Below are 20,795 nucleotides of genomic sequence, written 5' to 3' on the forward strand. Positions count from 1 at the left end.
ACGGGCTTCAAGGGAGAATTCGAATGACCGACGTCCAAGACCTGAATGCCGACACGCTCAGCGTCGCCGCCTGGATCGCGCGCCTGTTGAAGGAACGCGGGATCGACCGTTTCTTCGGCCTGCAGGGCGGGCATATCCAGCCGATCTGGGACCATGCGACGCGGAACGGCCTCAAGGTCTACGATGTGCGCCACGAGGCGGCGGCTGTGCATATGGCCCATGCCCATGCGGAGCTGACCGGCACGCTTGGCGTCGCCATGGTGACGGCGGGGCCGGGGGTCACCAACACGGTGACGGCGATGGCGAATGCCTCGCTCGCCCGCATGCCGGTGCTGCTGATCGGCGGCTGTACCTCCCGTCCGCAGGCCAACATGGGCCCGCTGCAGGACATTCCGCATACCGACATCCTGCGTCCCGTGACTCGCTATTCCCGCACCGCCCGGGTGGCGGACCAGGTGATCCGTGAGCTGGACGAGGCGATCTCCTCTGCGATGGGAGACAGGGGCGAGCCGGGGCCGGTCTATATCGAGATCCCGACCGACGTGCTCCGCGCCCATGTGCCGGAGAACCTGATCCCGGCCGACTGGATGGAGCCGAAACCGCCGCGCCGCCCGGCCCCTGTCGCGGATCGGGTCGAGGAGGCCGTGGAGGCGATCCGTGCCGCCCGCCGTCCGCTGGTGATCAGCGGTCGCGGTGCGCGCTGGGCCGGCGACGAGCTGGTCCGCTTCCTCGATGCCGCCGACGCGCTCTATCTCGACACCCAGGAGAGCAGGGGCCTCGTTCCGTCTGATCATCCCTCCGTCGTCGGCGCGGTACGCGCCGCGGCGATGGCGCAGGCCGATCTCGTCATCACCCTCGGGCGCAAGCTCGACTACCAGGTCGCCTTCGGCTCGCCCGCGATCTTTCCCGACGCGACCTTCCTGCGCATCGCCGACAATGCGGGCGAACTCTATGACAACCGCCGCGGTCAGCCGGAGATCCTCGCGGACGTGGGCCTCGCGCTCGATGCGCTGACGGACGCGCTCGGCAACGATGCGGGTGCGCGGGATGCGGCTTGGCTCGAAGGTCTCCGATCGAAGCACCGGGAACGGATCGTGAAGAGCGCGTCCGGGACCGGTCCGACCAAAGGCAAGGACGGCAAGATCCATCCGATGGCGATCTTCGACGCGATCCGCAAGGTCGCCGATCCCAAGTATCTCGCCGTGGCCGATGGCGGCGATCTGCTGAGCTTCGCCCGGGTCGGGCTCTCGGCGACGACCTACATGGATGCAGGTGCTTTCGGTTGCCTCGGCGTCGGCGTGCCTTACGCGGTCGCCGCCGCGCTGGCGGAGCCGGGCCGCCAAGTGATCTCGGTGAATGGCGACGGCGCCTTCGGGCTCAACGCGATGGAGGTCGACAGCGCGGTCCGGCACGGGGCAAAGGCCGTCTTCATCGTCTCCAACAATGCGGCCTGGAACATTGAGCGCTTTGACCAGGAAGCGAACTATGGCGGGCGCGTCGTCGGTACTACGCTGCAGCATGCGGATTATGCCGCTATGGCGCGGGCCTTCGGCGCCCATGGCGAGCGCGTCGAGGATCCGGCGGACCTGCCGGCCGCGCTTGAGCGCGCGCTGAAGAACGCACCGGCCGTGGTCGATGTTGTGACCTCGCAGGACGCGGTCTCGTCGGATGCGCAGAAAGGGCTCGGCTTCGTCCCGGACTACCAGGCGCTCACAGCCTGGGACGACGCCGAACGCCGCCGCCGCGGCGAAGCCATCTGAACCGGGACAGGTCGGGAAAGATTCGTCCGTTGCTCATCGCGATGCGAAGGCGATCGCGGTGAGCAGCGCTGCCGCGTTGATAGACCACCAGATGGCGAGCAGTTTTGTTTTGTGTGTCATCGGCGGGTCCTCAATCGTAGACGAAGCGCTCGGAGAGGATCGACCCGGAAGGCACGCCCCGCTCAACCAGTGCCGTTTCCGCGCTGTCGATCATCCCGGGCGGGCCGCAGAGCAGATAGGTCCACCGGTTCGCATCGTCGAACCGGTCGAAGGTGGCCGCGGTGGTTTCGGTATTCACGCCGCCGACAAAGCCCTGCCAGCCGGCCGGGGGCTCGGACAGCACGTGCCGGACAGTGACATTCGGCTCGGCTTCCAGTTGTTCAAGTTCCTCCCGATAGGCGATCTGGGTTTCTGTCCGGTTGCCGTAGAGCAAGGCGACCGGACGCCTGTCGCCGGTTGCCCTCATCTCGCGCAGGATGCTGAGCAACGGCGCAACGCCGACGCCGCCGGCGATCAGCCCGATGCCCGGAGCGTCCGGGCCCGGAATGGCGAGGCTGCCATGCGGTCCGTCAATCCAGGCGCGTGCGCCAGGCTGTATCGTCCCGAGCGAGCGGGTGAAATCGCCAACTTCCTTGATCAAGAACTCGACCCTGTCCCCGCTCGCGGGCGCGGAGCTGATTGAGAACGGGTTCTCACGCAGCGAGAACGGTGACGGGCCAATGTTGAGCCAGACGAACTGTCCGGCCTCGAACGAGAGCGGCTTCCCGTCCGCGGGTGCGATTGCCAGCTCCCAGGTGCGTTCTGCGATGCGCCGAACCGACCGGACCTTGTAGGGAGAGCGCAGCCGAAGCAGCGGCGAAACCAGATAGACATAGAGCAGAGAGGCGGCAGACAGTCCGAGAAGAATCAGCCAGAAGGTCGAGAGTGCTTCATGACTGCTATAGCGGCCGGCCTCAAGGGCGTGATGGGTGCTGAACCCGGCAAGCAGCACCGACCCCATCCCGTGGCCGAGGCGCCAGGTCTCGTAGCTGTAGGGCAGGGCATCGCGTCCGATCGCCGTCACCACGATGACGATGAGCAGGATCCAGGCGAGCAGTCCTGTTATCAGGGACTCCATCTCTAGTCCTAGAAATCCCTGCGCCGTCACGTCCCAGGGCGGCGGGTAGGCCATGATCGGGGTCGTGTAGAGAAACGGATGCAGGAGCACGAGCACGACGACGGAGCGCGCGAACAGCTGGTGGAACCGCATCGTCACGTCCATACCGATCCGGTTTGAGATCGCTCGGAAGCGCCCGGAGAGGACGAACTCGACCAGCATTGCGGCGAATGCGACCAAGGCCAGCCCCGTCGAGAGCTCGTCGAGGAAGGGGCGGGCCGGCATCCCAGATGTCCAGGCAAATGCGAGCGGCGCCAGCACCACGACAAGGTAGGCGAGCAGCAGAAACAGTGCCGGCATTTGGATCGCCCCCTTGAACCGGTCGAGACCGCGAACGGTAAGTTTATATAGATCCGGTGTTACTTGGAAATGTCGCCCGTTTTCAGCTTCCGGCGAGGAGTTTTTCCCATTTCCGGCGGGGGGCGGCTTCGGGAATCGACCAGAAATCCGCGCCTTTCTCCGTAATGTGATGGTGCAGCAGGGAGAGTGCTTCGCCGATGAAGGCGCCGGAGACAAGGCGCAGCAGTTCCGCATGTTCAGCACGGGATTTCGCGACATGGCCGGGCGATAGCCCGAGCCGGTTGCGGATCGCGGCGAGGCGCGCGGCAAAAGGACGGCGCGCGGCCTCGAGATAGGGATTGTCCGCGAGCTCGAACAGCGTGTCGTGGAAGGCGCCGTCAGCTGCGGAATAGGCCTGCTTGTCGCCGTTCTCGGCCGCCTGGTGCAGGGCGTGGACGATCTCCGTCCAACGCGTGACCAATTCCTCCGGGTTCCGCTCGAACGCAAAGCGGAGTGCCGCACCTTCGAGGATGGAGCGGGTTTCGCTGATCAGAGCGAACTGGGCGCGGTCCATGGTGAAGACATAGGTTCCGGACTGTGGCTCGGTGCGGAGCAGTTCCTCCAGTTCGAGCCGCGCGAAAGCCTCGCGGACCGGGGTCCGCGAGACGTCGTAACGTTTGGCGATCTTGGCTTCCGAAAGCGCCTCGCCGAATTCGAAGCCGCCCTCCACGATTTCCTGACGCAGCCGGTTGGTGACCAGCGTCGCGAGCGGAAGTGGAGGGCGTTCGGCCAAGCGTTCGAAAGACATGGGTTCAGGCTCCGTGTATCTCGTGACGGCCGCCGAACATCGGGTTGGAGCGGCCGAGGCCCGGCAGTTCCCAGATCCCGGCGCCCCCCGGGTTTGCCTCGGCACCGATGTTGGCGTCAATGACGTAAGGCCGGTTGGCCGCGATCCCCTGCTGGATCGCAGCGCCGAGATCCTCCGGCCGGTCGATCGAGACGCCCTCGACGCCGCAGCTCCGGGCCATGGCCGCGAAGTCCGGATTGTAGGGCATGCCGGTCTCCGGATGCTTGAAGTCCGTCGCCAGTTCGCGACCGTCGAGAAAGCCGCGCTGCAGGCCCCGGATGGAAGCGTAGGCGTAGTTGTTCCAGACCACCCAGACGACCGGGATGTTGTACTCGACGGCGGTCCCCAGCACCGTGTTGTGCATGAAGAAGGCGCCGTCGCCGACCACCGCGACGCAGGGCCGGTCCGGGGCCGCGAGTTTCGCGCCGAGCACACCGGCAACGCCGAAGCCCATCGGCCCGAAGCCCATGCAGCCGATCAGGCTGTCCGGCCGCTTCGGCTTGCAGTACTGGATCAGCCAGTTGTGGTGGATGCCGATGTCGGAGACCATGATCGCGTCTTCCGGCATCGCGAGGTCGATCTCGCGGGCGGCGCGCTGTGGGTTGATCGGGGAGGCGGGGTCCTTGAAGCCGGGCGCGGTGAACTCGTCCCACTCCTTGCGCCAGCCGTCAATATTGGCGAGCCATTCCTTGCGCGCCGCGTTCGCGCCGCTCTCGTAGCTTTCGAGCGTGTGCAGGAGTTGGCCCATGAAGGTTGTGGTGTCCGCCATCAGGCCGAGCTCGACCGGGTAGTTGCGGCCGATCTCCTCCGGGTCGATATCGACATGGATCAGCTTGGTCGGCGGGATGTTGAAGGAATAGCCGGGGATCCAGCTCGACGAGGTACGGTCGTCGAAACGCACGCCCATGGCGAGGATCACGTCCGCCTGGCGGGTCGCCTTGTTGGCCTGGTATATGCCGTTGCGGGCGACGAGACCGAGCGCGAGGCGGTGCTCCGCCGGGATCGCGCCGAGACCGGAGGCCGAGGCGGCGACCGGGATCTGGTACTTCTCGGCGAGTTCGAGCAGACGCTTCGAGGCTTCGCCGAAGCGGCAGCCGGAGCCGACGAAGATCACCGGGCGCTTCGCCTCCATCAGCAGTTTCGCCGCCTTTTCGACGCCTTCCGGACCGGCGCCGGGCTTGCAGGAGATGTTCTCGACCCAGCCGCGCGGGTCTGGCGTCTCGGCGCCGGTGTCTTCCTTGAAGATGTCGAACGGCACGTCGAGCACGACCGGACCGGGGCGGCCGGTCACCATGGTCTTCCACGCTTCGCGGATGGTCAGCGGCATCTGCTCGCCCCGGGTCGGCTGGTAGACCCGCTTGCAATAGGCGCGGACGGTGGAGGGGAAGTCCGCCTGATGGTGGCGGTAGAGTTCCTGGAAGGCGCCGCGGTTGAACTGGTTGGTCGGCACGTTCCCGGTCACGGCGAGGAAAGGCACGCTGTCGAGGAAGGCGTTGCCGAGCGCGATCGGCATGTTGGCCGAGCCCGGACCGCAGGAGGTGAAGGTCGCGGTCGGCTGGCCGGAGACGCGATAATAGACGTCCGCCATGAAGCCGGAGACCGACTCATGGTGCACGGAGATCGTCTTGATGTCGCCCTGCCGCTCATAGAGCGCGTCGATGAAGCCGATATTGCCGTGCCCGCAGAGCCCGAAGGCGTAGGGGACTTTGTTCTTAACGAGGTAGTCGACGATCATCTGACCGCCGTCGAGGGTGTTCTTCTCAGCCATGGGGCGTGCCTCCTTGATTTACCGCGCGCTTGTGTCCGCGCGCCGTTGTCGGGTTATGCAAAGGGTTCGGTTTCGGCGAGCGCCGGCAATTTCGCAGCCTCGGCGTACCAGTCGGAGAGACGTGGGCGGCTGTTGCGCCAGCCGTCGTCCGGGAAACGGAAGTCGAGAAAACCAAGGGCGGAGGCGAGGGTCAGCCGGTCGAGTGTCATCGGCCCGTGGAGCGCGTCGGAGGCTTCGAACCAGTCCAGCACCCGGCCGATGGTGGCGACTTGCCGCGCCATCCAGTCCATGCGGTCCGGCTCTTCGGCCTTCAGGCTCTCGACGCGCCGGACGACGCCGCAATCCATCACACCGTGTGCGAGGTCGTGACGGAACAGTATCCGGCGGCGTTCGGGACCGGGTGAGACAGGGAGCACTGTCTGCCCTTCGACCAGAGAGCACAGATATTCGCAGATCGAGAGACTGTCGACGATGGCTTCACCGTCATCCGCGACGAGGGTCGGGACCTTGGAGAGCGGGTTGTGCCGCAGCAGCTCCGCCGGGCGTTCATGCGGATTGGCGATGACGATCTCGATTCCGTCTGTCAGTCCCAGCGTTACGCCAACCGCCCGGACTTTCCGCGCATAGGGAGAAGCGCCGACCATAAAGAGTTTCATTCGAAAGCCATCCGAGGGCCTGATATGTTCGATTGGTATGTCAGTATGTCAGTATACAATCCACTTGGAAACAGTTTCCGTTGTCATTCCGACAGTGTTAGGAAACCGGCAGCAGATTGCCGCTCGGGAACGAAGACGGGATCTGCCGTCCGCGAGAACCGAGAGGTTTCGGGCGAACATGCATCGGCGGGTCGCCGGATGGGGCAAGCCCGGACGCCTTTGCCGAAGAGTAAAAACCGTCATCAAAGACGCATGGGTCATCGCAAAAGTGTCCTCCACACCTCGTAAGACCGAGAACCGCTACGTCAACGACCTGCGCCGGTTCAGTTTCGTCCAATCGCAAACAGGCCTTCTCAAGAGCGTCACGGTGCCGCTCGGTCTCTCCGTCGTCTTTCTGGCGGTAGTCGGGATTTATGTCGGGAGCACGCAGGAATCCCTCGGCGAGGATTGGCTAATCGTCGCCATCGCGGCGGTCGTCGGTGGTTACATGGCTCTGAACATCGGCGCCAACGATGTTGCGAACAATATGGGCCCTGCCGTCGGCGGGCGGGTATTGACCGTCGCCGGGGCGATCCTGATCGCGGCCGTTTGCGAGAGCGCCGGCGCTTTGCTGGCGGGCGGCGACGTGGTGAAGACCGTCTCCAAAGGCATTATCTCTCCCGGTGGAAGCGTCACGGTCGGAGAGTTTCGGGATCTGATGCTGGCCGCATTGTTCGCGGCGGCGCTCTGGATCAATCTCGCGACTATCCTGAACGCTCCGGTTTCCACCACCCATTCCATCGTCGGCGGCGTGCTCGGCGCCGGGATCGCGGCGGCCGGTTTCGGACTGGTGAACTGGACGACGATGGGGGCGATTGCCGCAAGTTGGGTGATCTCTCCGGTCTTCGGGGCGCTCTGCGCGGCAGCGATCCTGTTCGTCATCAAGAAAAAGATTCTGTTCGTCGAGGACAGGCTGTCGGCGGCCAAGACCTGGGTCCCTGTCATGATCGGGCTGATGGCCTGTGCCTTCGCGGCCTATATGGCGATGAAGGGGCTGAAGAAGATCTGGCATCCGTCGCTGGTGGAGATCGTCCTTTACGCCGTCGCGGCTTTCCTGATCGCGTATTTCTTGTCCAGACCATATATCGCCCGGCGCGTTCTCTCTCTGACGAACAGCCGCAAGGACGTCTATCGGCTGTTCGATGTTCCGTTGATCGCAGGTGCCGCGCTCCTGTCCTTCGCGCACGGGGCGAACGATGTCGCGAACGCGGTGGGGCCGCTGGCGGCCATCGTCTCGACCGCGGGCGAGGGTGCCGGGATCGAGAGCAAGGTGACGATTCCGCTCTGGGTCATGGCGATCGGCGCCTTCGGGATCGCCTTCGGCCTCGGACTGTTCGGGCCCAAGCTCATCGCGGTCGTCGGAGAGAAGATCACCCGCCTGAACTCACCGCGTTCCTATTGCGTTGCGCTCTCCGCCGCGATCACGGTTTTGATTGCGACGACGCTCGGCCTGCCTGTCAGCTCGACGCATATCGCGGTCGGCGCGGTCTTCGGCGTCGGGTTCCTCCGGGAGTTTCTCGAGAACCCGAACAAACGGAAAGTCCGTCCAGGCCACAAGCTGAACGAGACCGCGGAAGATGCCTTTAACAGCAAGGACTACCGCTCTGTCCGGCGGCTCGTGCGCCGGAATTTCGTTTTGTCGATCGCGGCGGCCTGGATCGTCACTGTGCCGGCATCAGCTCTTCTTGCTGCTGGCGTTTATGCTCTTTTGCGGTCTCTCTGATCCATTGGCTCAGTGCCTTGAACTGCTCCAGTACGGGAAGATAGTCCTCGCGGTAGGCGACGCGCGGGGCATCTTCAAGTAGGGCCCAATGGCGCTGGCGAAGTGCCTTTTCCGGCCATTCGTCCAGTTGCTCGGTGACGAGAAATGGGTAGTAGGTTACTGGAATCTCTACCTTGCCGGCATCGGTCTGCTTGGTGATGACCTGTGTCATGGGAAAGTCCTTCAGAACCTCGCCCTTCACGCCGGCTTCCTCGAGGCCTTCGCGGAAACAGGTCTCTGTCTGGGTCTCGGCTTTCTTCCGCTTACCTTTCGGCAAGATCCAGCGGCCGCGCGTCTGCGAGGTGACGAACAGGACGGCGATCAGATCGTCTCTGATATCGAACGGGATGATCCCAACGCGGTGCATGTCTGTTTCCTTGGCCATGTGATCGTTCCAAACTAAACGGATCGGGAGTAAGTGGCCAGTTTCGAGGCTGGGGGGCGGTTGCTCGGAAAGCTGTACATTCCGGTCCCGCATCACTATGTTGCGCGCCACTGATTTTGACCTCGCGCTGAAAGCGCGGCACCGCTGATCCTGTCCGGCGAGGAAATTGCTGCCGGCCGATCGCGGATTTTTCCGAAAGAAAAGACATGACGGAAATCGAAGGCGTTGTTCCGGCGCTCGGTAAGGCATTGGCGAAGCGCGGTTACGAGGCGCTGACCCCGGTGCAGCAGGCGGTGCTCGGCGCCGAGATGGAAGGCGCGGATGCCCTGGTCTCGGCGCAGACCGGGTCGGGGAAGACCGTGGCGTTCGGTCTCGCCATGGCGCCGACCCTGCTGGATGAGGACGGTCGTTTCGGGCGGCTCGAAGCGCCGGTGGCGCTCGCCGTGGCGCCGACCCGCGAACTTGCCATGCAGGTACAGCGCGAGCTGGAATGGCTTTACGAATTCACCGGCGCCTCCGTGACCTCCTGCGTCGGCGGTATGGATCCGCGGCGCGAGCGCTGGGCCTTGGAGCGCGGCGCGCATATCGTCGTCGGCACGCCGGGGCGCCTGCGGGACCATATCGAGCGCGGCGCGCTCGATCTCTCGCAGATGAAGGTCGTCGTGCTCGACGAGGCGGACGAGATGCTGCATCTCGGTTTCCGAGAGGATCTGGAATTCATCCTCGGTGCCGCGCCGGAAGAGCGCCGGACGCTGATGTTCTCGGCTACCGTTGCGAAACCCATTGTCACGCTTGCTCAGCGCTACCAGCGCGATGCCGTTCGTATCACCACTGCGGGGGAAAAGCGCCAGCACGGCGATATCGAGTATCGCGCGCTGCTCTGCGCCCCGAGCGACAGGGAAAACGCGATCATCAACGTGTTGCGTCATACCGATGCGCCGTCGGCGATCGTCTTCTGCAGCACCCGTGCGACCGTCGCCCACCTGACCAGCCGCTTCACCAATCGGGGGATCCCGGTGGTGGCGCTCTCCGGCGAGCTGAACCAGAGCGCGCGCACCTACGCGCTGCAAGCACTTAGGGACGGGCGGGCGAAGGTTTGCGTGGCGACCGATGTCGCCGCCCGCGGCATCGATCTGCCGAACTTGGAACTGGTGATCCACGCGGATCTGCCGAAGAATCAGGAATCCCTGCTGCACCGGAGCGGGCGGACAGGACGGGCGGGGCGCAAGGGCGTCTCCACCCTGATCGTGCCCTATTCGATGCGCCGCAAGACCGAGCGTCTGCTGGGCTTCGCCAATGTCACGGCGACCTGGGGCAAGCCGCCGTCCGCGGACGAGATCCTCGCGCTGGACCGCAAGCGCATCCTGGAAGATCCGGACCTCGGCGGCGAGACGACCGAGGAAGAGCGCGCCTTCGCGACCGAGCTGCTTGCGAAACACGATGCGGAGGCGGTCGCGATCGCGTTCCTGCGTAAGCAGATGGCCGGACTTGCTGCCCCGGAGGACCTGATCGACGGACCGTCGGACGACAAGCGTCGGGAAAGTCCCCGCAAGACACGGCAGGATTTCGAGAACGGGGTCTGGCTCCGCCTCTCGGTCGGCCGCAGCCATCGTGCCGAGGCGCGATGGATTCTGCCTATGCTGATCCGCACCGGCAACATCACCAAGGCGGATGTCGGCAGGATCAAGATTCAGGAGAACGAGACCTACGTCGAGATGCTTCCGGCGGCGGCCGAGTCGTTCCTCGAAGCAGTTGGACCGAGCCGGAAGGTCGAGAAGTCAATCACGGTCGACCGGTTTGCCGGTGGTCCGGAGATGCTCGAAGACATCGTGGAGCAGCGTGCCCCCAGGAAACCCAGAGCGGATAGGCGTTCCAGACAGGATCAGGAAACCGGCGACCGTGCGCCGGTCCGGAAATGGGACAAGGGGAGGAAGCAGGATCAGTCCGAGCGGGGGCGGGCAACGGCGCGTCCCGACGCGGTCGCGACGGAGGTGCCCGATCTCGACGGCAAGCCGCGGAAGTTCGACAAGAACAAAAAGTCGAAAGGAAGCGGCGGCAAACCGGGTGGGAAATTCGCCAAGGGCAATGCCGGTAATCCGAAGCATGGGGACGGCAATCGCGGCGAAGGAAAGCGCGGGGCGGGCAAGCCGAAGAAGACTCACCGAAAAGGACAGTCGAAACCCAAGGCGTCCTGGGTCGACTGACCGCGGGAGTGCGCCGCCGCGCGGAACCTACCGATCGATACAATGTCATGGTGGCGCTCGCGCTCTATCTGTGCTTTGAGTCGGGTCTTGCCTTCCACCGGGCCGCCGTTCGCCATTGGCACGGACCGGCCCCAAGTGGCTCTTGCTTCGCGATTATCAGGTTTGGGAGACACGCGCCGTGAGCACCATGCAATTCGAAAACGATCTTTCCGACGTCGTCGCCTCCGATAAGGCGCATGTCTGGCATCACCTGATGCAACACAAGATGTTCGAGACGGCCGATCCGAAGATCATTGTCGAAGGCAAGGGCATCCGTGTCTGGGACATCAACGGCAAAGAGCATCTTGACGCTGTTTCCGGCGGCGTCTGGACGGTGAATGTTGGCTACGGCCGGGACACCATCGCCGACGCCGTGCGCGAGCAGCTGGTGAAGATGAACTATTTCGCCGGCGCCCTCGGCTCGGTTCCGGCGGCTCGCTTCTCCGAGCGCCTGATCTCCAAGATGCCGGGTATGACCCGCGTCTATTACTCCAACTCCGGTTCGGAGGCGAACGAGAAGGCTTTCAAGATGGTGCGCCAGATCTCCGCGCGGCACCATGGCGGCAAGAAGTCCAAGATCCTCTATCGCGAGCGGGATTATCACGGCACCACCATCACCACCCTCTCGGCGGCCGGCCAGCCGCAGCGCCAGGCGCATTACGGCCCGTTCACGCCGGGCTTCGTCGAGGTGCCGCACTGCCTCGAATACCGTAACCAGTACGGTGTGACGGAGAATTACGGCGAGCGTGCCGCGGACGCGATCGAGGAAGTGATCCTGCGCGAGGGACCGGACACTATCGGCGGCCTCTGCCTTGAGACCATCACCGCCGGCGGCGGTGTCATCACTCCGCCGGAAGGCTACTGGGAGCGGGTTCAGGAGATCTGCAAGAAGTACGAGATCCTGCTGATCCTCGACGAGGTGGTGTGCGGTGTCGGCCGGACCGGCGAGTGGTTCGGTTACCAGAATTACGGCATCAAGCCGGATATCGTCACCATGGCTAAGGGCGTTGCCTCCGGCTACGCGGCGATTTCCTGCACCGTGACCACGGAAGAGGTCTTCAACCTCTTCAAGGACGATGCCTCCGATCCGTTGAGCTATTTCCGCGACATCTCGACCTTCGGCGGCTGCACCTCCGGCCCGGCGGCGGCGCTGGAGAACATGCGCATCATCGAGGACGAGAAGCTGCTGGAGAACACCAAGGCCATGGGCGCGCGGCTCGAGCAGAACCTGCTCGCGCTGATGGACAAGCATCCGGTGATTGGCGATGTGCGCGGCAAAGGCCTTTTCTGGGGCGCCGAGCTGGTCACCGACCGCGAGACCAAGGAGCCGGTGGACGAGATCAAGGCCCAGGCCGTGGTCGGCCACTGCAACGCCGAAGGTGTGATCATCGGCGTCACCAACCGCTCCCTGCCGGGCTTCAACAACACGCTCTGCCTCTCGCCGGCGCTGATCGCGTCGAAGTCGGATATCGACCAGATCACCGATGCGATCGACAACGCGCTGACAGCCGTCTTCGGATCCGGCAGCTGAGATCGGGACGGGAGGAACAGGCGTGAGCGATCACGAGCACGATCATTCGCAGGACGGCGAGATAGACTGGAAGACCCAGGGGGTGCAGGTCATCCCCGGAGACAGTCTGGATGCCAACACGGCCCAGACGCCGGGGATGAATCGGGCGGCCGCGATCACCACCGCGCGGGCCGGCGCCCAGAAGCTCTGGGCCGGGACGGTGAAGATCCATCCGAACGCGAAAACCGGCGCCCATCATCACGGCGCGCTGGAGAGCGTGATCTATGTCGTCAGCGGCCGCGCCCGCATGCGCTGGGGCAACAATCTTGAGTTCGTGGCCGAAGCGGGGCCGGGCGATTTCATCTTCGTTCCGCCCTATGTGCCGCATCAGGAGATCAATGCCTCGACGGACGAGCCGCTCGATTGCGTGCTCGTGCGCAGCGACAATGAGAATGTCGTGGTCAATCTGGAGATCGATCCGGTGGAGAAGCCGGAAGCGGTCAAGTGGGTCGACCCCATCCACCGCGGCGAGACGTAAAGAGGGGCGGTCGCCCTCACGCGATCTCGACGATCGCGTCCACCTCGACGGAGGCGTTTCCGGGCAGGCCGGAGACGCCGACCGCGGTGCGGGCATGCCGCCCTGCGTCCCCATAGAGTGCGATCAGCAGCTCCGATGCTCCGTTGATCACCTCTGGCGAGCTGTCGAAGCCAGGCAGGCAATTCACGAAGCCGCCGAGCCGCATGACGGTTTGCACCCTGTCCAGATCTCCGCCGCATGCATCCTGCAGGTGATAGAGAAGATTGAGGGCGCAGACCTCCGCCGCTTTCCGGCCCTCTTCGACCGTGACATGCGGACCGGCGCTGGGCGGTGTCTGACCTGGCGCGATCACCGGGCCGGTATGGGTGATATCGGTTCCCCAGTCGCAGGTCTGTCCCGCGAGAAAGACCAAATCACCGTCACGCCGCCAGGGCAGGAAGTTCCCCCGCGCGCCGCGATAGGGCGGCAGAGAGAGCCCCATCTCCGCAAGCTTGGCCAAAACTTTAGAACTCATCCCGGCACCTCCAATCAAACATTCCCATCTTGCCAGCTTACCGTGCCGCGGTGCGCGCGCTAGGGTGAGAAGAAGACGAGCCGCGTTCAAACGGCCGCATTGGGAGGAAGCATGGAGATCGTCGACGCCCAGATTCACATCTGGAGCACCGGGCTGCCGAGCAACATGGCGCATTGGCAGATCACCTCATTCACGGCTGCGGAGGCGATCGCGCTGATGGACGAGGCGGAGGTCGATGCCGCCGTCATACATCCGCCCTCCTGGGATCCGAATTCGACAGAACTCGCGATAGAGGCCGTCCGGTCCTATCCCGGGCGCTTCGCCATTATCGGCGCCGTCGATCTCGGCCGGCCGGAGGAGAGCCTGGCGGAAATGGCGGTCTGGCGTAGCCGGCCCGGCATGCTCGGTCTGCGGTGCATGTTCCTGGAAGGTGAGGACAAGCGGCGCCTGCATGAGAACGAGCTGGGCTGGTTCTGGCAGGCGGCCGAGCGGCATGGCATTCCGGTGACCGTTCTGGCGACCGACTCGCTCGGGCTGCTCGGGGAGATCGCCGCGCGCCATCCGGAGCTCCGCCTTAGCATTGATCACCTTGGCGGCAGGGGCGGCAACACGACGCTCAAGGATGACGCCGCGATGGTCCACATGCCGGAGCTCCTGAGGCTCGCGCGGTTGCCGAACGTCGCGGTCAAGGTGACGGGCGCGCCTGGTTACTCAGCCGAGACTTATCCCTATCCAAAGATGCAAGCCTATGTCCGGCAGGTTTTCGATGCCTTCGGTCCGGACCGGATGTTCTGGGGGACGGACATCTCGAAGATGCCGTGCTCCTGGACCGAATGCGTGACGATGTTCACCGAGGAGATGCCGTGGCTCCGCGGCGAAGACCTCGTGCGGGTCATGGGCGGGGCGGTGCGGGACTGGTGGGGCTGGCCGGTGCGCCGCTGACTGCGGCAATGGTCAGTCGGCAGCCTCGATGGTCGACGCCGGCGTACCGTTCGGCAACACGATTTTGACTTCGGTGCCTTTACCGACCTCGCTCTCTATATCCAGCGTGCCGCCATGCAGATGGACAAGCATCTTGACGATGGAAAGGCCTAGACCGGCACCACCTTCCGCGAGATAGGGGCTTGAGGCCGTGGTGGTGAACGGTTCGGTCAGGCGCGGCAGCCATTCCGGCGCGATCCCCTCGCCGGTATCACGCACGGAGAGCCGATGTTGATCCTCCGTTGCATTGATCTCGACGGTGATGGTGCCGCCGTCCGGCGTATGCCGGATGGCGTTGGAGATCAGGTTGAGAATGATCTGGCGCATCGCCCTGGCATCGGCCTCCAGGTTCGGGGCCTTGTCGTCTCCGAGCACGACGAGCTTCAGCTTCTTCTCCCGCGCCGACTGGCTTGCAACGCGGGCGCTCTCGCGCGCGATGGTCTTCAGATCGATTATCGACTTGTCGAGCGAGTAGTCGCCGGACTCGATCGTGGAGATATTCAGGACGCCGTTCACGAGATCGAGCAGGTGATGGCTGCTGTTGTAGATCTCGTTGGCATAATCCTCGTACTTCTCGGACCCCAGTTCGCCGAAATATTTTCGCGTCATCATCTCGGAAAAGCCGATGATGGCGTTCAGCGGCGTCCTGAGCTCGTGGCTCATCGAGGCGAGGAACTTGGATTTGGCGGCATTGGCCTGTTCCGCCTCCGCTTTCGCTTCCGAAAGCCGTTTCAGGACCAGATTGTACTGCCGAGCGATATCGCCGACCTCCGAGTCCGGTTCGACGAAGATCGGGCTCTCGAATTCTCCGGTCTTGCGGTGCTGCTCCATCGAGCGCAGGAGTTCGAACTGGTCTGTCGACTCGCCGTGCTCGGAGACGTTGAGACCCATCCGCTCCCAGTCTTCCGGCACCCGCATTGGCAGAAAGTGGTTCAAGATGCGGAGCAGGACATAGCCGAAGGCGAAAGCCCAGACCATCGCGACCAGGATACCGAGGGCCTGGACGCCGAGCTGTTCCAAACGGGTCAGGCCCGTTCCGATCAGTTCCAGATCTCCGAAGAGCGCGACGCTGAGCGTGCCCCAGGCGCCGGCAACCGTGTGCACCGGAAAGGCACTGACCGCGTCGTCGATCCCCATCCGCGCAATCAGCCGCGCGCTGAGCAGGCAGAGAATGCTGCCGATCAGGCTCAGAATGACTGCGCTGATCAGGGTTACGCAATGAGCGGTCGGCGTGATCGCGACAAGTCCGGCAAGGCAGCCGCAGATGAGGTCGGTCACGTTGACGCGCCGATCCGTGAAATAGCCGAACAGAACGGCGCCGAAGCCGCCCATGGAACCCGCGACCATCGTATTGAGCACGACGAGGGGAACCCGCTCGTCCGCCGTCAGCAGGCTGCCGCCGTTGAAGCCGATCCAGCCGAACCAGATCAGGAACATGCCAAGCGTGGCGAGCGGCAGGCTGTGGCTTCTGAACGGACTCCGGTCGGCACGCGTGCGGCCGATCCGCGGTCCGATGATGATCACTGCGGCAAGTCCGACCCACCCGGCGAGAGAATGGACAACCGTTCCCCCGGCGAAGTCGACGAATCCGATCGATTGCAGCCAGCCAATGCCGTCGGCCACCGCGCCGCCCCAGGCCCAATGACCGAAGAGCGGATAGATCAGCACGGAGACGAGGGCGGAGACGGCGAGATAGGCATTGAAGGACATGCGCTCCGCGACGGCGCCCGAGATGATGGTCGCCGCGGTGCCGCAGAACATGAGCTGGTACATGAAGAAGGCGACGAGTTCTGCATCGATTTCGTTGAAGAGCATGAAGCTCCAGCCGAACAACCCGCTCTGGCTCTGACCGAACATGAGGCCGAAACCGAACAGGAAATAGAAGACGGTACAGACGATAAAGTCCGCAACGTTCTTGGTAGCGACATTGATGCTGTTCTTGGACCGGGCGAGCCCGCTCTCCAGGCAGGCAAAGCCGGGCTGCATAACAAAAACGAGACCCGCGCAGAACAGGACCCAGAGAACGTCAAGATTCATGCAGTTGCCTAGCCCGGAAACCTCAAGGACAGGAAGGAACCTTCCCTGCGGAAGGGGAGTAGCACATTAACCATACTGGATGAATGAAACCAATTCGCCAGTAATGTTTAAAGGGGAAATTAGCAGTTAGATGAATCTGGCGGGCCGCAAGGCCCATCCGCGGCGGCGGCCACCAGTCAAATGGCGTGAGTATCGTCGCTCGAAGGATCAATCCGCGCAGGATGTTTGTTTTCGAATTGAACGACATGCCAGAGGTTTTATATTCCGACCGCTTAAACAGGCATCTTGGCGGGAGTTGAGACATTTCACGGCGTTTTATTGTCCAAACCGCGTTCCGTTTGCTGAACGCGGTTCTGGCCCTGCCAGACCGGTTTATCGGGTTGCCCTATCCGGGGGAGGGGCCGAGCCGCGAGGTCTTTGAGGGGCGGCTTGCCGAGGCGCAGCACATTCTCGATGCCTTGCGTCAGGTCGTGCTCGAAACCGGTGAGCCCATTGAGGGCGACCTTCTGCACCGCCATCACAGCGACTTCGAGCCCGCCAGGACGATCTACCCCAAGGCATTGGGGCTTCATGCATTGGCCGCTGATCGCCGCAATGTTCTCGAAATCGGCTTCAATGCGGGGATATCGACCCTGATCATGTTGCTGGCGAACAAGGAGCTGAAAGTAACTGCGGTCGATATCTGCGATCACGGGTATACCCGGAAGTGCTTCGCGGTCCTCGAGGAGCATTTCCCCGGCAGGGTTCGTCTGGTTCCGGGCGATTCGCTGGAAATCATGACCAATCTGGGTGCGGCAGGTGTGACCGGACCGTTCGATCTCCTCCATGTGGACGGTTATCATATGGGCATCCGGCCGACGATCGATGCGGCTGTAAGCCTCTCCATGGCTGATCAGAGTTGCCTGTTCGTCCTCGACGACACACACGACTGGAAGCTCCGCCAGCTTTTTGAGTTTCTGAAACTCCAGCGCCTCATCACGCCGCTGTCCGATCGCCGGTTCGACCAGAGGTTCCACCGCATCGGCTGGGTCAACCGCGTACGTCTCTAGGGATTGAGTGCGATAATCTAGATCACGCCCGAAAGGCGAGGCCGCCGGTCTCGCGCGCGACTGCCTTGGCCGCCTCGAATAAAGCGTCCCTGTCTTCCGGACTGCCAATTTGACCGAGATTGGTGACGGTGGTCATGACGCATGCAATCTCCTGCTGCGCGTCGAATACCGGAACCGCCTGACCGGTGATATCCGGCAGGAGATGGCTTGTGAATTCTGCCCGGAAGGTTGTGCGGATGTTTTGCAGTGCGTCTTCCGTTGGTCGTTTGCCGCGAAAGGCACGGGGCTGCAGGCGTCTTGCCTCTTCGATCTGGCTGACCGGTAGAAAAGCCTGGAAAACAAGCCCGCAAGCGGAATTGTCGACCGGCAGAATGTCTCCGAGACCGACAGAGCTGATCGAGAAATAGGCGCTACGGTACCAGCGCACCAATGTCGGTCCGCGTTCGGTCCAGATGGCGACGCCGGTGCTGGCGGCGACCCGCGCCGCGAGGTCTTTCATATGCTGGGCCGCGATCTCGACGGCGTCCGTGCGCTTGAGTGCGGCGATCCCGACGCTCAGCGCTGTCGGCCCGAGGTCGTAGAATCCGCTCGCCGGGTCCTGGGTCGCGAGGCCTTCCTTGACCAGGCTTTGCAGATAGCGATGCGCGGTTGAGCGCCCGGAGTCGGTCCTGCGGGCGAGTTCTGCCAGGGCGAGAGGTTCTTCGGCGTTCGCAAGAACCCTGAGAAAGCGCACGGCGATCGATACGGACTGGATGGTGCCCGGGCGTTTCCCCTCGGACATGGGAGCGTTTTTTTCGGTCGATTTTGACATGGCGCCGAAGACATTTGTCTCCCGGGGATGAGGAAACGAGAAAAGGATCGGACGTGCACGCGACCTCGTCGCCACCTTCGTTCCCTGCTTCCGCTGCGTTCCTCCCCGAACAGACGCTGCGGGCGGGCAAACCTAACCAATGGATGTTCCGCGATCAAGATCATGCACAGGACGGAAAGCTTTCCCGGAAAGTTCTACGCGCGTGGAAGCGGCGAGAATCATTCCTCCTGACTCCAGCATGAATTTATTCCGAAATATGTGATGCATTCTGTATTGCGGTATGCAATATGCGAATGACTATCATTATCGCGGGATCCTGGGGAAATGAAAACACGTTCAATGGTGCGGCTGCTCTGCAGCCTCAGCCTGATACCCTTTGTCTGTGCGTCGCCGGCCGGCGCGCAGCAGGCGACAGAGAAACCGGAGCAGGCGGTAACATTGCCGCCGATTGTCGTCACGGGCGAGAATGTCGAGCGGAGCCTCGAAGACACCGCCAGCTCGGTGGTGGTGTTTTCCGAAGAGGAGCTTTCCGACAGGAGCCAGGCGGCGACTGTGGCGGACGTGCTCAAGAGCGTTCCGAACCTGATCTATACCGATACGGTCGGCGCGCCGATCATTCGCGGCCAGGACACGCAGGGGCCCAACTTCGGTTCGACCGCGTTCTTCGGCGGCACGATTCCGCGGGCAACCATCAATCTCGACGGGCATTACCTGAATTATTACGAGTACGTCTTCGGGGCGACCTCGATCTGGGATACCGAAGCGATCGAGGTGTTCCGCGGCCCCCAAACAACATCTCAGGGCGCCAACGCGATCGCCGGCGCGATCATCGTCAAAACCAAGGATCCGAGCTTCGCGCCGGAAGGCGCCTATCAGGCAGAGTATGGAAGCTATAACCGCAAACGCGCTTCCGTGGCGGTCTCCGGACCCCTGGTGGAGGACCAGCTCGCGGCGCGCCTCGCGGTCGATTACTTCGGGCGCGACACCTTTATCGACTATACGAACCCGAGCTTTTCCAAGGGTAAGACGGATCAGGACCTGGAATCCTTTAATCTCCGCAGCAAGGTGTTGCTGCTACCGGAGGATCTTCCGGGCCTGTCCGCGAAGCTGACCTACGCGCGGATCTATAACAACCGCCCGACCTACGAAACCGCCAGCGAACCCTACGACGATCTCAACAACGCGACGACGTCGATGCCGAGCTGGGAGCAGAACACGAACACAGGCATTCTCGACGTGGATTACGATTTCGAGAACGGCTTCAAGGTCTTCAACCAGTCGCAATATTCGGACATGCATGTGGATCGCGTGACCGAACCGGTCACGAACGGGAGCGCCGAAGTCGACCAGCAGAACATGTCGAATGAGACCAAGCTGACCTGGGGCGGTGCAAAGGACATGTTCAGCGGCGTTGCCGGGCTTTATCTCGCCCGCACCACGTCGGACGATATTCTCTTCATTCGCGGCACCTCGGAATTTGACGACGAGAAGCAGCATCTCGGACTCTATTCCGACATGACCTACCGCCTGACCGACCGCTGGACCTTGACCGGCGGGCTGCGTTTCCAGCGGGATTCCATCGAGCGGAGCGGCAGCTCGAGCTTTGCAACCGGCACGCTCGATTACGATGAGAGCTTCGATGCCTTCCTGCCGCGGGCCTCGCTCGCCTATGCCGTCACACCGACGTCGACGGTCGGCGCCATGGTCAGCCGCGGTTACAATCCGGGCGGGGTCAATCTCAGCTTCGCGACCGGCGAGTACATCACCTTCGAGGAAGAGACCGTCTGGAACTACGAGCTGTTCGGCCGGACCCGGCTCCTCGACGGTCGTCTCGGTATCTCGGGCAACCTGTTTTACAGCGACTACAAGGATTCGCAGCGTCTGCTGCCGGATTACCTGAACGGTCTCCAGTACGGCAGTGTTGTCGTGAACGCTGAGAGCGCCGAGTCCTATGGCCTCGAGCTGGCGGTCGATTACCTCGTCCGGGACGACCTTCGCCTGCGTGCGGGTGCGGGACTGCTGCAGTCGGAGATCGGATCATTCTCCAGCGTCGACGGCACCGACTACACCGGCAACGAGTTCGGGCGGGCGCCGGGATACATGTTCAATTTCGGCGCGGACTGGGACATCACGTCCGAGATCCGGCTGAGCGGCGATGTGCGGCACACCGACGGCTATTATTCGACGGATGAGAACGACCCGAGCTATGAGGTCGACAATTACACCGTCGCCGATATGCGGCTCTCTTACGCGCCGAGGGAGTTTCTCCAGTTCTACGCCTTCGCGAACAACATCTTCGACGAGCGGGCGGAGAGCTATCTCTATGACGACCGGTCCGTCGGCGGCATTGTGGCCAACATGATCGAGCCGCGGGTTGTCGGCATTGGGGTCAAAGGCACGTTCTGACGCGTCGCCGTACCTGCTGAAAACGAGAAGGCTGCGTGCTCACGGCACGCAGCC

16 protein-coding genes are annotated in these 20,795 nt (G+C 63.2%); 8 read left to right on the forward strand and 8 right to left on the reverse strand.

The annotated features are described in order from the left end of the window. Positions 1-23: 23 nt before the first annotated feature. A complete protein-coding gene (locus tag NUH88_RS17900; protein ID WP_257767812.1) occupies positions 24-1,760 on the forward strand; it encodes a 2-hydroxyacyl-CoA lyase in 1,737 nt (578 codons plus the stop codon). Positions 1,761-1,890: 130 nt separating this feature from the next. Here NUH88_RS17900 and NUH88_RS17905 read toward each other — a convergent pair whose 3' ends face one another. The 4 genes from NUH88_RS17905 to NUH88_RS17920 form a co-directional block, all read right to left on the reverse strand. Continuing rightward, positions 1,891-3,216 (reverse strand): ferredoxin reductase family protein, encoded by a 1,326-nt coding sequence (locus NUH88_RS17905; RefSeq protein WP_257767813.1) that lies wholly within the window; start codon positions 3,214-3,216, stop codon positions 1,891-1,893. Positions 3,217-3,298: 82 nt separating this feature from the next. Further along, complete coding sequence (locus NUH88_RS17910) at positions 3,299-4,003, reverse strand: GntR family transcriptional regulator (protein WP_257767814.1); 705 nt, start codon at positions 4,001-4,003, stop codon at positions 3,299-3,301. A 4-nt stretch (positions 4,004-4,007) separates the two neighbouring features. Further along, positions 4,008-5,810, reverse strand: coding sequence for a thiamine pyrophosphate-binding protein (locus NUH88_RS17915; RefSeq protein WP_257767815.1), 1,803 nt, complete (start codon positions 5,808-5,810; stop codon positions 4,008-4,010). A gap of 53 nt (positions 5,811-5,863) precedes the next feature. Next, a complete protein-coding gene (locus NUH88_RS17920) occupies positions 5,864-6,466 on the reverse strand; it encodes a glutathione S-transferase family protein (RefSeq protein WP_257767816.1) in 603 nt (200 codons plus the stop codon). A 268-nt stretch (positions 6,467-6,734) separates the two neighbouring features. Between NUH88_RS17920 and NUH88_RS17925 the strand changes: the two genes are divergently transcribed. Further along, positions 6,735-8,228, forward strand: a complete 1,494-nt coding sequence (locus NUH88_RS17925) for an inorganic phosphate transporter (RefSeq protein ID WP_257767817.1) — start codon at positions 6,735-6,737, stop codon at positions 8,226-8,228. Here NUH88_RS17925 and NUH88_RS17930 read toward each other — a convergent pair. Next, positions 8,167-8,652, reverse strand: coding sequence for an NUDIX hydrolase (locus NUH88_RS17930; protein WP_257767818.1), 486 nt, complete (start codon positions 8,650-8,652; stop codon positions 8,167-8,169). The genes NUH88_RS17925 and NUH88_RS17930 overlap by 62 nt on opposite strands. 206 nt (positions 8,653-8,858) lie before the next feature. On the opposite strand from NUH88_RS17930, the gene NUH88_RS17935 reads away from it, so the two are divergent. From NUH88_RS17935 to NUH88_RS17945, 3 genes are all read left to right on the forward strand, one after another. Further along, positions 8,859-10,856: a DEAD/DEAH box helicase gene (locus tag NUH88_RS17935; protein ID WP_257767819.1), complete on the forward strand. Its 1,998-nt coding sequence runs from the start codon at positions 8,859-8,861 to the stop codon at positions 10,854-10,856. 187 nt (positions 10,857-11,043) lie between these two features. Further along, a complete protein-coding gene (locus tag NUH88_RS17940) occupies positions 11,044-12,426 on the forward strand; it encodes an aminotransferase family protein (protein WP_257772254.1) in 1,383 nt (460 codons plus the stop codon). Between the two features lie 22 nt (positions 12,427-12,448). Further along, positions 12,449-12,943 (forward strand): cupin domain-containing protein, encoded by a 495-nt coding sequence (locus NUH88_RS17945; protein ID WP_257767820.1) that lies wholly within the window; start codon positions 12,449-12,451, stop codon positions 12,941-12,943. A gap of 16 nt (positions 12,944-12,959) precedes the next feature. Here NUH88_RS17945 and NUH88_RS17950 read toward each other — a convergent pair whose 3' ends face one another. After that, positions 12,960-13,457 carry a RidA family protein gene (locus NUH88_RS17950; protein ID WP_257767821.1) on the reverse strand — a complete coding sequence of 166 codons (498 nt, stop codon included), beginning with the start codon at positions 13,455-13,457 and terminating at the stop codon, positions 12,960-12,962. A 111-nt stretch (positions 13,458-13,568) separates the two neighbouring features. Here NUH88_RS17950 and NUH88_RS17955 point away from each other — a divergent pair, with 111 nt between their 5' ends. After that, positions 13,569-14,399, forward strand: a complete 831-nt coding sequence (locus tag NUH88_RS17955; RefSeq protein WP_257767822.1) for an amidohydrolase family protein — start codon at positions 13,569-13,571, stop codon at positions 14,397-14,399. Between the two features lie 12 nt (positions 14,400-14,411). On the opposite strand, the gene amt is transcribed toward NUH88_RS17955, so the two are convergent. Further along, on the reverse strand, positions 14,412-16,475 hold the full coding sequence (gene amt / locus NUH88_RS17960; RefSeq protein WP_257767823.1) for an ammonium transporter: 2,064 nt from the start codon (positions 16,473-16,475) through the stop codon (positions 14,412-14,414). Between the two features lie 338 nt (positions 16,476-16,813). On the opposite strand from amt, the gene NUH88_RS17965 reads away from it, so the two are divergent. After that, the gene (locus tag NUH88_RS17965) at positions 16,814-17,524 is read left to right on the forward strand and encodes a class I SAM-dependent methyltransferase (protein WP_257767825.1); all 711 of its coding nucleotides are present in this window, start codon (positions 16,814-16,816) and stop codon (positions 17,522-17,524) included. 22 nt (positions 17,525-17,546) lie between these two features. Here NUH88_RS17965 and NUH88_RS17970 read toward each other — a convergent pair whose 3' ends face one another. Continuing rightward, positions 17,547-18,305 carry an IclR family transcriptional regulator gene (locus tag NUH88_RS17970; protein WP_257767827.1) on the reverse strand — a complete coding sequence of 253 codons (759 nt, stop codon included), beginning with the start codon at positions 18,303-18,305 and terminating at the stop codon, positions 17,547-17,549. Between the two features lie 354 nt (positions 18,306-18,659). On the opposite strand from NUH88_RS17970, the gene NUH88_RS17975 reads away from it, so the two are divergent. After that, entirely contained in the window at positions 18,660-20,741 is a 2,082-nt protein-coding gene (locus NUH88_RS17975) for a TonB-dependent receptor (RefSeq protein WP_257767829.1), read from the forward strand. Positions 20,742-20,795 lie beyond the last annotated feature (54 nt).

Source organism: Nisaea acidiphila (genome assembly GCF_024662015.1).
In the GTDB taxonomy this organism is placed as follows: Bacteria; Pseudomonadota; Alphaproteobacteria; order Thalassobaculales; family Thalassobaculaceae; genus Nisaea; species Nisaea acidiphila.

Excerpts from the sequence above, each read along its gene's own strand:
- NUH88_RS17920 (WP_257767816.1), bottom strand. The coding sequence starts at position 6,466 with ATGAAACTCTTTATGGTCGGCGCTTCTCCCTATGCGCGGAAAGTCCGG.
- NUH88_RS17915 (WP_257767815.1), bottom strand. The coding sequence starts at position 5,810 with ATGGCTGAGAAGAACACCCTCGACGGCGGTCAGATGATCGTCGACTAC.
- NUH88_RS17905 (WP_257767813.1), bottom strand. The coding sequence starts at position 3,216 with ATGCCGGCACTGTTTCTGCTGCTCGCCTACCTTGTCGTGGTGCTGGCG.
- NUH88_RS17900 (WP_257767812.1), top strand. The coding sequence starts at position 24 with ATGACCGACGTCCAAGACCTGAATGCCGACACGCTCAGCGTCGCCGCC.
- NUH88_RS17910 (WP_257767814.1), bottom strand. The coding sequence starts at position 4,003 with ATGTCTTTCGAACGCTTGGCCGAACGCCCTCCACTTCCGCTCGCGACG.
- NUH88_RS17975 (WP_257767829.1), top strand. The coding sequence starts at position 18,660 with ATGAAAACACGTTCAATGGTGCGGCTGCTCTGCAGCCTCAGCCTGATA.
- NUH88_RS17940 (WP_257772254.1), top strand. The coding sequence starts at position 11,044 with ATGCAATTCGAAAACGATCTTTCCGACGTCGTCGCCTCCGATAAGGCG.
- amt (WP_257767823.1), bottom strand. The coding sequence starts at position 16,475 with ATGAATCTTGACGTTCTCTGGGTCCTGTTCTGCGCGGGTCTCGTTTTT.
- NUH88_RS17935 (WP_257767819.1), top strand. The coding sequence starts at position 8,859 with ATGACGGAAATCGAAGGCGTTGTTCCGGCGCTCGGTAAGGCATTGGCG.
- NUH88_RS17970 (WP_257767827.1), bottom strand. The coding sequence starts at position 18,305 with ATGTCCGAGGGGAAACGCCCGGGCACCATCCAGTCCGTATCGATCGCC.
- NUH88_RS17950 (WP_257767821.1), bottom strand. The coding sequence starts at position 13,457 with ATGAGTTCTAAAGTTTTGGCCAAGCTTGCGGAGATGGGGCTCTCTCTG.
- NUH88_RS17930 (WP_257767818.1), bottom strand. The coding sequence starts at position 8,652 with ATGGCCAAGGAAACAGACATGCACCGCGTTGGGATCATCCCGTTCGAT.
- NUH88_RS17955 (WP_257767822.1), top strand. The coding sequence starts at position 13,569 with ATGGAGATCGTCGACGCCCAGATTCACATCTGGAGCACCGGGCTGCCG.